Below are 13,006 nucleotides of genomic sequence, written 5' to 3'. Positions count from 1 at the left end.
CGCCCGACCTGTCGTCCTCCCTGCAGGAGATGCCATCCATGAACGCCCTTCGGCGCACCTGGGAACATTTCGAGGAAGGTTTCATTGCCTTCCTTCTGGCCGCCATGACGTTGGTCACTTTCGTCTATGTGGTCCTCAACAACCTTTATGCAGTGTTCTATAGCCTTGGCGATAACTGGCCAGCCGCCAGCGAACCGATGTTCGCCATTGGCGACGGCATCATGGGCATGGCCCAGGCCATGACCTGGAGCAGCGCGCTGACCAAGGCGCTGTTTGGCTGGCTGATTTTCTTTGGCCTGTCGTATGGCGTGCGCACCGCCGGGCACATCGGCGTCGACGCGTTGGTGAAACTGGCGAGCAAACCGCTGCAGCGCATAATCGGCGTGATCGCCTGCCTGTGCTGCCTGGCCTACGCCGGGTTGCTGGCCGTAGCGAGTTACGAATGGATCAACACCTTGATGATTGCCCAGATCGGCGCGGAAGACCTCGGCCATTTCGGCATCATGCAATGGCACGTAGGGCTGATCGTGCCAGTAGGTTTCGCCCTGGTGTTTATACGTTTCGCGGAAATCCTGGTGCGCATCCTGATGAACCGCCAGACGGGCCTGGGCCTGGCCGATGAAGCGGCCGAAGCGATCAAACTGACCGAGATCGAGGAAGACAAGCCATGACCATTGCCTTCCTGTTCATCGCGCTGTTCGTGCTGATGTTCATCGGCGTGCCCATCGCCATTTCCCTCGGGCTGGCCGGTTCGCTGACGATTATTTTCTTCAGCCCCGACTCCGTACGCTCCCTGGCAATCAAGCTGTTCGAGACATCCGAGCACTACACCCTACTGGCGATTCCATTCTTCCTGCTGGCCGGTGCGTTCATGACCACAGGTGGCGTGGCACGACGGTTGATCGACTTTGCCAACGCCTGCGTCGGACACGTCCGCGGTGGCCTGGCGATTGCGGCGGTGCTGGCGTGCATGCTGTTTGCCGCATTGTCCGGTTCCAGTCCCGCGACGGTGGCAGCGGTGGGTTCGATTGCCATCGCCGGCATGGTGCGTTCAGGTTATCCCCAGGCGTTTGGTGCCGGTATCGTCTGCAACGCCGGGACTCTGGGCATCCTGATTCCGCCGTCGATCGTCATGGTGGTCTATGCCGCCGCGACCGAAACCTCGGTGGGCAAATTGTTCATGGCCGGTGTGATACCAGGCCTGCTGCTCGGTTTCTTCTTGATGGTGGCGATCTACATCGTTGCGGTTAAGAAAAAACTCCCGGCGATGCCTCGGGCGACGCTGCGGGAATGGCTGAACACGGCACGCCAGGCCATCTGGGGCTTGCTGCTGATGGTGATCATCCTCGGCGGGATCTATTCGGGGATGTTCACACCCACCGAAGCAGCAGCAGTGGCGGCGGTTTATTCAGCGTTCATCGCGCTGTTCGTCTACAAGGACCTGACATTCCGCGAGACGCCGAAGGTGCTGCTGGAGTCGGCCAAGCTGAGCATCATGCTGATGTTCATCATTGCCAACGCCATGCTCTTCGCCCACGTGCTGACCACCGAGCAATTGCCGCAGCAGATCACTGCATGGGTGATCGAGGCCGGGCTGACGCCAGTAACCTTCCTGCTGGTGGTCAACATCGTGCTGCTGATTGCCGGTGCGTTCATGGAGCCGTCGGCGATCATCCTGATCCTGGCGCCGATCCTGTTCCCTATCGCCATGAAGCTGGGCATCGACCCGATCCACCTGGGCATCATCATGGTGGTGAACCTGGAGATCGGCCTGATCACACCGCCGGTGGGCTTGAATCTGTTCGTCACCTCGGCGGTGACCGGCATGTCGCTGACGGCCACCATCCGCGCAGCCATGCCGTGGCTTATGATTCTGCTGGCGTTCCTGGTGCTGATTACCTATGTACCGTGGATCTCGCTCGCGCTGCCTAACTGGTTGGGGATGAGCTGATTATTCCGAGCTGAACACACCGCCTGTGGTAAGGGAGCTTGCTCCATTGCCGCAGGTGCGCATGCCCCCTCCCAGCGTACGCATGCGTTATGATCCCTGCTTTATTCTGAAGCAGAGCTTTTCCCACGCATGTTGCCGGCCCCTTCCGATATCCCGATCACCCTTCCCCCCGTCCTCGTCGGCCCGCTCTTGCGACGACTGGAGCCGACGCGGCTGGTGATGTGGCTGGTGGGGACACGAGCGTTGGCGTTGACGCTGCGTATCGACGGCGTCGGCGACCTGGCGCTGGATGCGTCGCGCTGCACCGTGGTGCCGGTGGGGCAACGAGCGTTTGTGCATTTGATCGATGTGACACTTGATATGCCCCTGCCCCAGGACATGGCGATCGACTACGACCTGCTGGTAGACGGCACCCCCATTGCCGAATGGGCGCCGCATCTGTTGTACGGCGACGCGAAGCGTCCGAGCTTCATGCTGCATTCGCGTATCGAACAGCTGGTCCACGGCTCCTGCCGCAAGCCTCATTACCCGGCCAATGATGGTCTGCTCTGTGTCGATCGCTTGTTGGCGCAGTCTCCCGAACAGCGTCCGGCACTGCTGATGATGAGCGGCGACCAGGTGTACGCCGACGATGTCGCCGGGCCGATGTTGCGGGCGATTCATGCCTTGATCGAGCGCCTGGGCCTGTTCGAGGAATGCCTGGAAGGTGCGGTGGTGGAAGACAGCGCCAGACTCTACCAACACCCGGCCAGTTATTATCACCGCGCGGATCTGTTACCGGCACTCGAGAGCAACAAAACCCTGCGCGAGCGTTTTTTCGGCGGGGCGCGCAAGCCGATCTTCACCAGCAGCAGCGCCGACAACCATCTGGTGACCTTCGCCGAGGTCATGGCAATGTATCTGCTGGTGTGGTCGCCCGTACCGTGGACGCTGATCGATCCACAACCGCCTGAATTGACCGCCGAACGGCGCCAGCGCTACGACCTCGAACAGCAGCGCATCGAGGCGTTCAAGACCGGGCTGGATGGCGTGGCACGGGTATTTGCCCACCTGTCGTGCCTGATGATTTTCGACGATCACGACATCACCGATGACTGGAACCTGTCTGCGCAATGGGAGGAAACGGCCTACGGTCATCCCTTCTCCAAGCGCATCATCGGCAATGCGCTGATCGCCTATCTGCTCTGCCAGGGCTGGGGCAACAACCCGAATGCCTTTGGCGAAGTGATCAAGCAAACCGTGGCCTTGAGCGACACCGCCCGGGACCGCTACATCGATAGCGGCCCCCAGGACGCGTTGATCGACACCCTGCTCGGCTTCCAGCAATGGCATTACGTGTTGCCGAGCACGCCGGCGCTGGTGGTGCTCGACACCCGCACCCGCCGCTGGCGCAGCGAGAATAGCCTCAAGCAGCCGTCGGGCCTGCTGGACTGGGAAGCTCTGAGCGAACTGCAGCAGGAACTGCTGGATCACCCCTCGGCGATCATCGTCTCGCCGGCGCCGATCTTTGGCGTCAAGCTGATCGAGACCGTGCAGCGGCTGTTCAGCTGGTGCGGCTACCCGCTGTTGGTGGATGCGGAGAACTGGATGGCCCACCGTGGCGCGGCCCAGGTAATCCTGAACATTTTCCGCCACTCGCGCACGCCCGGCAGCTACGTGGTGCTGTCCGGCGATGTGCATTATTCCTTCGTCTACGAGGTGCTGATCCCGCACCGCAAGGGTGGCCCACGCGTCTGGCAGATCACCAGCAGCGGCATCAAGAACGAGTTCCCGCCAGCACTGCTGGAATGGTTCGATCGCCTGAACCGCTGGCTCTATTCACCCCGCTCACCCTTGAACTGGTTCACCAAGCGCCGCAGCATGCGCATCGTCCCCCATGTCCCGGAACACGCCGAAGCCGGGGAGCGGCTGTGGAACTCAGCGGGGATCGGCCAAGTGTTTTTCAACGACCAGGGACAACCGGCGCAGATCTATCAGCACAACGCCAACGGCAACCCGCCCACGCGCATGCTGGCGCCGAAGTCGCCCTTGAGCTGAACGGCTAACTTCGCGAGCAGGCTCGCTCCCACATGGATTGGCTAGGGTCAGGGTTCAGAACGCCAGTTGCAGGCTCTGTTGGCCTTCGAGGCTCAGCAGGAACTGTTTGGCGGCAAGGCCGCCAGCAAAACCGGTGAGGCTGCCGGAGGTGCCGATGACCCGGTGGCAAGGTGCGATGATCGAGATCGGGTTGCGTCCGTTGGCGGCACCGACGGCGCGCGTCGCGGTCGGTTGGCCGATCTGGATCGCTATGTCGCGATAGCTGCGGGTTTCGCCGAACGGGATGGTCAGCAGAGCCTGCCAGACCCGCACTTGAAAATCGGTGCCGGCGAAATCCAGTTCGAGTTCGAAACGGCGGCGTTGGCCAGAAAAATACTCCAGCAGTCGACGCTCGGTTTCCTTGAGGGTCGGGTGATCACTGTCCTGCTCCAACGGCCCGAGGCGCACCCGGTTGAGCCGCTCGTTGTGCCACAGGATGGCCGCCAGCTTCGCGCCGCGGGCGACAAGGATCAGCTCGCCAACGGGGGATTGGATGGTTTTGTACAGCGGCAACATCGAATGGATTCCTTGATTCACGCGTGATGGCTTTTGTGGCGAGGGCGCTTGCTCCCTCGCCGCGGGTTGAGTAAAGACCTCAACCCAACAACCCCAAGGCCTTCGCCCGCGCCACGGCCTGGGTGCGGCGTTCGACGCCGAGTTTGCTGTTGATGTGGCTGGCATGGGTTTTTACTGTGTGCAGCGAGATGAACAACTGCTCGCTGATTTCCTGGTTGGAACATCCCTGGGCGATCAGTTGCAACACTGCCCTCTCGCGGCTGCTGAGGGTTTCGACCGGGACTGAGGGTTCGATCGCTGGCGTCAAGTCCGATGGCAAGCATTCGAGCAAGTGTTGGCGCACGTCGCTGGGCGGCGCGTGCAGCAACTGTTCGCGCAGCCATTCACGATGCTCTCGCAACAGCCATTCGAAAGGTTGCAATACGCCGCCGACGGCGGCATCGAACGCCTGGACCAGGGTGCTACGGGCCTCGGGCTCGCGGCCTAGACGCAGTAGCAAGGCAACCTTCTGGTTGAGCACCATTACACTGAGCATCTGCCGTCCGGTTTGCTGGGCGTGCTCAAGCAGGGCATTGAGACGCCCCTCGGCCCGCATCGGTTGGCCCTGGATGGATTCGAGCAACGCCTGCTGCAGCTCGACATGCAACGGCAACTGCGGGTGGAATTCCGGTGGCGCGGCGGCCCGTTCGCCGGTGTAGGTCTGGCCCAGCCGCGCCAGCCAGGCTTCGGCCAGCTCGGTACGGCCCTGGGCCAGCCAGAGCTCACATTTGACCAGGGTGATCATCGCCAGGTAATACACCGGCGGGACGTCCCAGATGTGCATCAGGCGCTCGGCCTCGGCCAGCTCCGCGAAGGCCCGGGCGAATTCGCCGTTATAGCCTTCGACCCGGGCGATCACGCAATGGCCGATCAGCACACTGATATCGCGACAGGCTCGGGCTTCGGTCAGGCCGGCCTGCAACCGCGTCAATCCGGCCTGCGGCTGCATGCGCAGCGTCAACAGGAAACCTTCGTACAGGACCAATCGCGCGCGCACCGCATACAGCCGTTGCGGCGACAATCCATGCAGACGTTGCAGCCCCTGCTTCACTTCATCGAGTGCACGCAGGATCTCCCCTCGCGCCTGCAACACCCGCGCGCGATCGTAATGGGCCAGCGCCTCGAACAGCGGATTGCCGACCCGCTGCGCCAGTTCGAGGGAGTCGCGATTCAGCGCGCGGGCGCGCCACAGGTCACCGTCGGCAATTGCCAGGTTCGATAAGGTCGACAAGCACATCAGGCGCTGGCCGTAGCGTTTCTGCGGCAGGCTTTCGAGGGCTTCGGTGCAATAGCGCAGCGTCGCCTCTCGATCGCCTCGCCCGCGGGCGACGATGCCGCTCAGGGCCAGCCATTGAGCAAGCATGGATTTTTGCGCGGTGGCCGACGGTGCCGGCAGGAAGCGACTCAGGTAGGCAGCCAGTTCCTCGGCAGCATCCAGTTGGCTGGCCAGGCCCAGCGCCCAACTGTAGAGCACGATCAGCCGTGGGGTGCTGATGAGCAAGCTGTCGGGCAGGTCCATTTTCCAGCGCAGCAGCATGCCGACGTTCTGCTCGGCCAGCAGTTGCTCCTCCGAAAGGTTCTGCACCAGGTTCGCCGCCACGTCCAGGTGCCCGGCCCGCAGCGCCTGTTCGACGGCCTCGTCGATCAGGCCTTGGGCATTGAACCAGCGACAGGCGCGCAAGTGCAGGGTTGCGGCCGGCACCATGGCCGGTGCGCTGGGCCGGCTGCGCAAGAGGTCGGAAAACAGGTGGTGATAGCGATACCAGTGGCCGTGCTCGTCCAATGGCACCAGAAAAACCTGGTGGGCGGCCAGGTACTGGAGGATTTCGTGACTGTCATGGGCGTCGCGCACCGCATCGCACAGTTCGCTGCAAAAGCGCTCTTGTGGCGCGGTGTCGTAGAGGAACGCCTGCACCTCGGGAGGCAGGCAATCGATGACTTCTTCGAGCAGATAATCGCGGATCAGCCCTTCGCCGCCATGCAGGGCCTGGGGCAGACGGCCTTCGCTACCGGCTTCGGAAGCGGCCAGCAGCCAGAAACGCAGCCCGGCGACCCAGCCTTCGCTGCGCTGGATCAGGCTCTCCAGCGCCTCGCCGCGCAGCGAACTGCTGTGGTGCTGGAGCAGGGTCAATGCCTCGTCATGGGTCAGGCGCAGGTCCTGCTCGTTGAGTTCGAGCAACTGCCGCGACAGGCGCAGGCGCGCCAGGTGCCAGTCCGGACGCTGGCGGCTGGTGACCAGCACCAGCAACCCTTCGGGCAGGTGATTGAGGAAAAACTGCAGGCAACGGTCCAGTACCGGACTCTGGGCCAAGTGGTAATCGTCGAGCACCAGCAACAGCGGGGCGCGGGGAGACAGGTGGCTGGACAGCTCGTCCAGCAAGCCGTCGAGCCATTCCTCAAAGGCAAACGGCTGATGCCGCTGGCGCATCTTCAGCAGGCCCAACGCCCTGCCGCCCAACTGCGCGTAAAAGGCCTGCAGCCCTTCGAGCAGACGCTCCAGGAAGCGGCCCGGATCGTTGTCACGGGCACTGAGCCCCAACCACAGACTTTGCCAATGGGCCGGCAGCCCCTGGCAGAACTCCACCGCCAGGGAGCTTTTGCCGAACCCCGCCGGTGCACTCACCAGCAGCAAGCGACCGCCGAGCCCGGTGCCCAGACGCTCACACAATCGCGGCCGCAGGACGTAACCGTCGGGCAAGGGCGGGCGGTAGAAACGCCCGTCCTGTACCGCGATGGCTGCGCGGGCAGAATCCGCAAGTGAAGACAAATCAGTCATGGCCGGCTCTTGTTGGAATGCGGGTGGCGGCGTCGCAGATGTCCGCAGACTAGCGGTAAACGAGAAGGTATTGAAGGGAGTGCTACAAATGGCTACAAAAAGGCTACAAGCGGTTGCCCGCTGTTGTGGGCGGGGGAGCTTGCTCGCGCTGGGTTGCGAGCGACCCCAAGGCAGCTCCCGCAGTTTTGCCTGACACCCTGAAAAATTGTGATTTGGGGACTGCATCGCAGTCCAGCGGGAGCAAGCTCCTTCACCCCAATTTTTTTTTGCTGGCAAAAAAACGCCCCGAACCAGTCGGGGCGTTTTTATGCGGGTGCGGCCTCGGGTAAAGCGGTTTTAGCGAACGCCTTCCTGACGCAGTGCCGCCGGGGTGAAGTCACTGGTGGACGCGGTGAAGCCGAAGTCGTAGGCCGACTTTTCTTCGTTCTTCATGCCCAGGGCCAGGTAGCGACCGGACTGCAAGTCATAGAGGGTTTCCAGGGCGTACCACGGCACTTGCTTGTCGTAGTAGTTCTCGGCATGGGCCTCGGCCACGCGCCACAGTTGGCCACGACCGTCGTAGTGATCGATGACCGCGGCTTGCCAGGTGTCTTCGTCGATGTAGAAGTCACGCTTGGCGTAGATGTGGCGCTGGCCTTCCTTCAGGGTCGCGGTCACGTGCCAGACACGACGCAGCTCATAGCGCGCCAGGTCCTGGTTGATGTGGCCGGCCTTGAGGATGTCGGCGTACTTGAGCTGCGGCGAATCGATCTTGTGGCTGTTGGAGGCGATGTACAGCTCTTTCTTGCCCGCAAGCTTCCAGTCGTAACGATCCGGCGCGCCGTTGTACATGTCCAGGTTGTCGGAGGTCCGCAGGCCATCGGCGGCAGTACCCGGGCCGTCGTAGGCAACCTGCGGGGCCTGGCGCACACGGCGTTGGCCGGCGTTGTAGATCCAGGCCTTGCGTGGCTCCTTCACCTGGTCGAGGGTTTCGTGCACCAGCAGCACGGTCCCGGCCAGGCGTGCCGGCGCAGTCACCTGCTGCTTGAAGTAGAACAGCACGTTGCCCGGGTTGGCTGGATCGAAGCCCTTGATTTTGTCGCGAAACACGAACTGGTCCTGGAAGTACACCAGGTTGTACGAGCCGTTGGGCTGAGGCGTGGCCTGGGTCACCAGGCGAGTCACGCTGCCGCCGCGGTAGCGGGTGATGTGGTTCCAGATCACTTCCAGTCCGCTCTGCGGAATCGGGAACGGCACCGCCGTCTCGAAATTCTCCAGGCCGTTGCCTGCGCCCACCAGCTTGGTGTTCACGGCGTTTTTCTTGATGGCGGCCAGCACGTCATCCGGCACCGTGGCACCGCGATGGGTCGGGTATACCGGCATCTTGAAGGTTTCCGGGTAACGCTTGAACATCGCGTACTGGCCGGGGGCGAGCTTGTCCTTGTACTGCTCGACGTTCTGTCCAGTGATGGTGAACAGGGGCTTTTCACTGGCATACGGGTCGGCGAGGAACCCTTTGCCATCGACGCTGCCAGCGTTCTTGGCCATGGGTTTCCAGGCGGAAATCGAACCATCGGCATTGCCGGCCATCTCGGCGCCCATCGGCGTCAGGCTCTTGCCCAGCTTATCGGCCTCGGCGGCAGGCACCGCGGCCATGACGCTGGTCGCCAATAGCGACAGCCCCAGCGCACCGACTTGCAACAGATTCTTGGTTATTTTCATAGTGTGTCGTCCTGAAATACGGTGCTTAGAAGTTCACGCCGACGCTGAGCGCCAGGAAGTCGCGATCATCCACGGTGCTGAAGTCGCCACCAAAGAAATTGGTGTAGGCCAGGCTCGCGTTGTAGGTGTTCTGGTATTCGGCATCCAGCCCGAGGCTGACGGCCTTGCGACCTTCCTCGAAGTTGGCGCCAGGACCTGGCGAGTAGCCCTTGACGTCATGGGACCAGGCCACGTTGGGCTTGAGGTTCACACCGGCGAAAACGTCCGGGTAATCCCAGATGGCGCGTGCGCGGTAGCCCCAGGAGTTGGAGGTGGTGAAACCATCATTGTTGCAATTGCTGTTCACGGCACCGATGGTCTGGCCGCCACCGGCTGCTGTTGAAGTGTTGAGGGTGTTGCAGAAGCCGCCGGGCAGCTCGCCTGGCCCGAACACCGGGTCACGGCCGTAGCGCGCCTCGGAACGGCTTTCCAGGCCGCCCACGTGCGTCACGCCGATTTCGCCGACGAGGGTCAGGCGGCTGGCGCCCATGACTTGGTCGAGGAAGTGGGTGAACGTGGTCTGGAACTGGGTGATTTCCTTACGACGATAGCCATGCAGGTCCTGGCCCGGCGCGCCGTCCAGCACGGAAGCGTTGCCAAAGCCCGGGATTGGCGTCACACCGGCGAACAGAATGTCGGTGGTGCTCAGCTGAACCGGAGCGTTCGGCCGGTAGCTCAGCTCACCGCTCCACGCGGTGCCGGTGGGCAACGTGGTGGAAAAGCTCAGGCCGTAGAGGCGGATGTCTTCCGGGTATTCGACGAAGTAGTTCGAGTTGCCCGCCACGATCACGGGACGCAATGCAGCCAGTGGACCCAGCGGCTGGTTGTAGAAACGTGCCGCCGCGCCCGTGGCGCTGAAGATCGGGGCACGGCTGTGGTAGTTCATGAAGTAGGCACCGAACTCGGTGTCCAGCGGTTCGAACATGTACTTCAGGGAAGCGCCCCACTGGCCGCTGTCACGGGCATCACGGTCGGGACCGCGACGAACCAGGACGCCTTCCTCGTTTACGTTCACGCCCAGGGCGGTCAGGGTTGGCAAGGCGGCGGCTGGAATGCGCGAACGTTTGTTCAGCACGCGCAGGTTGTCGTCACAACCGTCGGCAATCACATCCGGCTGCGAGAAGAACGTCCCGCAGTTATCCACAACCGTCTGGTCCCACTCAATTTGGTAGAAAGCTTCGGCCGACAGGTTGTCGGTCAGGCTCTGGGACACGTAAAACATGTTGACCGGGATCAGACCTTCCTTGACCTCGGCGCCAGGACGACGGAACGCGGACACGTCGACCGGGTTGATGGAGTTGATGCCACCCTGGATGAAGGTGCTTTCACCCCAGCTGACCACCTGTTTGCCCAAGCGGACAGAGCCCGGTTGGTCGGCAATCGCGTAGTTGTGGTAGACGAACGCGTCGAGGAGTTGCACGCCGGATGACTTGGCGCCTTCCTTGCGGTTGCTGTCGCTGATGTCCTTGTACAGACGGTCTTCGTCCTTGAGCTCGAAGTCGTACCAGTACTTGCCTCGTACAAACACACCGGTGTCGCCGTACTTCAGCTCCAGGTCATGGATGCCCTTGAAGATCTTCGAGAAGGTCTCGCCGCGCTTGAAATTCAAGTGGCCGTCATCGGAGGTCTGGGACAGGCCCTTGCCGCCGTTGTTGACGCCGATCAGGTCGCGGTTGGCATTGGCCGTGGACCAGCTCGCGCCGACCGACAGGGCCGAGTCGAACTGGCCTTCGATTTCACCGATGTTGAAGCTGACGCCGAATGCCGGGCCGGCGAGCGAGGAGGCAAGACTGACGGCCAGCGGCAATTTTGCCCGGCGCCAGAAGGTGTTTGCTGAGGTCATCGACGCAACTCCATGTGTTTTATTGTTATGGCAGTGGGTATTTCCGGAAACCCTTCGCCGTGCTGGCACGCGCGTCCCATTCCGAAAATCCTTGAGCGGACTATAGCCAGCAGGTAGTACGGCTTGATCCCTCTAAAGTGTGATTTGCAGCCTTCGACCACTCTGGAACAGTCCTTCGCCAGGCCGACGGTTGTCGGCATGGCAAGGATGGCTGAAATTTGCGGTTTGACAAGACAAGCGCTTGCCGGATGGGCCTGCCGTGCCCTTTTCAGGCACGGCGGGTACGCTCAGAGCGTCGAGAGGAAGGTGCTGTTGTTGCTCTGCCATTCGGTGATGTCGACGCGGATGCGCTTCTTGTCGAGCTTGCCGACGCTGGTCTTGGGAATTTCAGTAACAAGGGCGATCTGGCTCGGGATCGCCCACTTGCTCAAGTGCCCCAGCTCGACAAACGGCTTGAGGTGTTCCTTGAGCTCGCGAGCCCCGAGCTGGTGACCTTCGCGAATGACCAGCAAGGCGAACGGGCGCTCGCCCCACTGCGGGTCAGGGATGCCGACCACTGCTACTTCGCGTACCGCCGCGTGACGGCTGATGAGGTCTTCGAGGTCCAGGGAGGAGATCCATTCGCCGCCGGTCTTGATCACGTCCTTGATGCGATCGCGGATGTCGATAAAGCCCATGCCGTCGAGCGTGGCGACGTCGCCGGTGTGCAGCCAGCCGCCCTTCCAGAGCTCGGCGCCTTTTTGCGGTTCGTTGAAATAACCTTCGGTGAGCCACGGTGCGCGCAGCACCAGTTCGCCCTGGGTCTCGCCGTCCGCCGGCAGGAAGCGACCTTCGCCGTCGACGATCGCCGCTTCCACCAACGGCCCCGGCACGCCGGCCTTGATCCGGTAGGTGATGCGTTCGTCTTCACCGCCGGCCATCAGCTCGTCGTTGAGGTGCGCGCAAGACACCAGCGGCCCGGTTTCCGACATGCCGTAGGCAGCGGTGAGCTGAATGCCCTTGGCCTTGGCCGCCTCGTACAGGCTGCGATTGAGGGCACTGCCGCCGATGACGATTTTCCAGCCGCCAAAATCGGTTTCCTGGGCGCTCTTGGCATTGAGGACCATCTGCAGGATGGTCGGCACGCAATGGGAGAAAGTGACCTTTTCCCTGCGCCACAGCTCGACCAGCAACTCCGGGTCGTAACGCCCGGGGTAGACCTGCTTGAGCCCGAGCATGGTCGCCACGTACGGCAGGCCCCAGGCATGCACGTGGAACATCGGCGTGATCGGCATGTACACATCGTTGGTGCCCAACAGCCGCACACTGTCGATGGAACCCATGATGGTCGACACGCCCAGGGTGTGCAGCACCAACTGCCGATGGGTGAAGTACACGCCCTTGGGATTGCCCGTGGTGCCGGTGGTGTAGAACGTGGTGGCGACGGAGTTTTCGTCGAAATCCTGGAAGTCATGGGCCGGGCTGGCGGCGGCCAGCAGTTGCTCATACTCGCCCACGAGGTTCGGCAGGTCGGCGGTCTTGTCCGCCAGGTCCGTCAGCAGCAGCGTCTTCTTTACCGTGGTCAGTTGGCCGGCGATCGCCTGGTACAGGCCGACGAACTCGCTGTTGACCAGCACGAAGCGGTCCTCGGCGTGGTTCATGGTGTAGAGGATCTGCTCCGGTGACAGGCGCACGTTGATGGTATGGATCACCGCGCCGATCATCGGGATCGCGAACATGCATTCCAGGTAGCGATGGCTGTCCCAGTCCATCACCGCAACGGTATCACCAGCCTTCACCCCGGCCTCGGTCAGCACGTTGGCCAGCCGCGCGACGCGCTCGATCAGCGTCGGATAGCTGTAGCGCAACTGGTCGCGGTAGATGATCTCGCGGGTTTTCTCGTAACGCGCACCGGACATCAGCAGCCGCTTGATCAGCAACGGGTATTGGTAGGCGCCTTCGGCTGGAGGGATAACGCGAGTCTGCAACATAAGGGTCCCTTTTCTGACTGCACGGTCTTGGCTGGAAGGTAAGCACTCTAAAGTGCCTGCGGGCGGATCAAATCAGCCGAAGGAATGATTTGATC

8 protein-coding genes are annotated in these 13,006 nt (G+C 62.2%); 3 read left to right on the top strand and 5 right to left on the bottom strand.

Annotated elements, in window-relative coordinates; genetic code table 11:
- The first annotated feature begins 38 nt into the window (after nucleotides 1-38).
- From ACE04F_RS09300 to ACE04F_RS09290, 3 genes are all read left to right on the top strand, one after another.
- On the top strand, nucleotides 39-671 hold the full coding sequence (locus ACE04F_RS09300; RefSeq protein ID WP_305498904.1) for a TRAP transporter small permease: 633 nt from the start codon (nucleotides 39-41) through the stop codon (nucleotides 669-671).
- A complete protein-coding gene (gene dctM, locus ACE04F_RS09295) occupies nucleotides 668-1,951 on the top strand; it encodes a C4-dicarboxylate TRAP transporter large permease protein DctM (protein ID WP_486106095.1) in 1,284 nt (427 codons plus the stop codon). Before ACE04F_RS09300 ends, dctM begins: the two co-directional genes overlap by 4 nt.
- 129 nt (nucleotides 1,952-2,080) lie before the next feature.
- Nucleotides 2,081-3,988: an alkaline phosphatase D family protein gene (locus ACE04F_RS09290; RefSeq protein ID WP_486106093.1), complete on the top strand. Its 1,908-nt coding sequence runs from the start codon at nucleotides 2,081-2,083 to the stop codon at nucleotides 3,986-3,988.
- 54 nt (nucleotides 3,989-4,042) lie between these two features.
- Here the strand turns inward: ACE04F_RS09290 and ACE04F_RS09285 are convergent, their stop codons facing one another.
- The 5 genes from ACE04F_RS09285 to ACE04F_RS09265 all read right to left on the bottom strand — a co-directional run bounded on the left by ACE04F_RS09285 (nucleotide 4,043) and on the right by ACE04F_RS09265 (nucleotide 12,911).
- Nucleotides 4,043-4,543 carry a methylated-DNA--[protein]-cysteine S-methyltransferase gene (locus tag ACE04F_RS09285; RefSeq protein WP_486106091.1) on the bottom strand — a complete coding sequence of 167 codons (501 nt, stop codon included), beginning with the start codon at nucleotides 4,541-4,543 and terminating at the stop codon, nucleotides 4,043-4,045.
- Between the two features lie 79 nt (nucleotides 4,544-4,622).
- Nucleotides 4,623-7,358: a winged helix-turn-helix domain-containing protein gene (locus ACE04F_RS09280; protein ID WP_486106089.1), complete on the bottom strand. Its 2,736-nt coding sequence runs from the start codon at nucleotides 7,356-7,358 to the stop codon at nucleotides 4,623-4,625.
- Nucleotides 7,359-7,694: 336 nt separating this feature from the next.
- Nucleotides 7,695-9,059 carry a DUF1329 domain-containing protein gene (locus ACE04F_RS09275; RefSeq protein WP_486106087.1) on the bottom strand — a complete coding sequence of 455 codons (1,365 nt, stop codon included), beginning with the start codon at nucleotides 9,057-9,059 and terminating at the stop codon, nucleotides 7,695-7,697.
- Nucleotides 9,060-9,084: 25 nt separating this feature from the next.
- Nucleotides 9,085-10,941: a DUF1302 domain-containing protein gene (locus ACE04F_RS09270; RefSeq protein ID WP_486106085.1), complete on the bottom strand. Its 1,857-nt coding sequence runs from the start codon at nucleotides 10,939-10,941 to the stop codon at nucleotides 9,085-9,087.
- Nucleotides 10,942-11,228: 287 nt separating this feature from the next.
- Nucleotides 11,229-12,911 (bottom strand): fatty acid--CoA ligase, encoded by a 1,683-nt coding sequence (locus ACE04F_RS09265; RefSeq protein WP_486106083.1) that lies wholly within the window; start codon nucleotides 12,909-12,911, stop codon nucleotides 11,229-11,231.
- Between the last annotated feature and the right edge of the window lie 95 nt (nucleotides 12,912-13,006).

It is taken from the genome of Pseudomonas sp. AGC41, from assembly GCF_057334555.1.
Note: the sequence above shows the minus strand (reverse complement) of the source record. Positions and strands in the feature narration are given on the sequence as shown.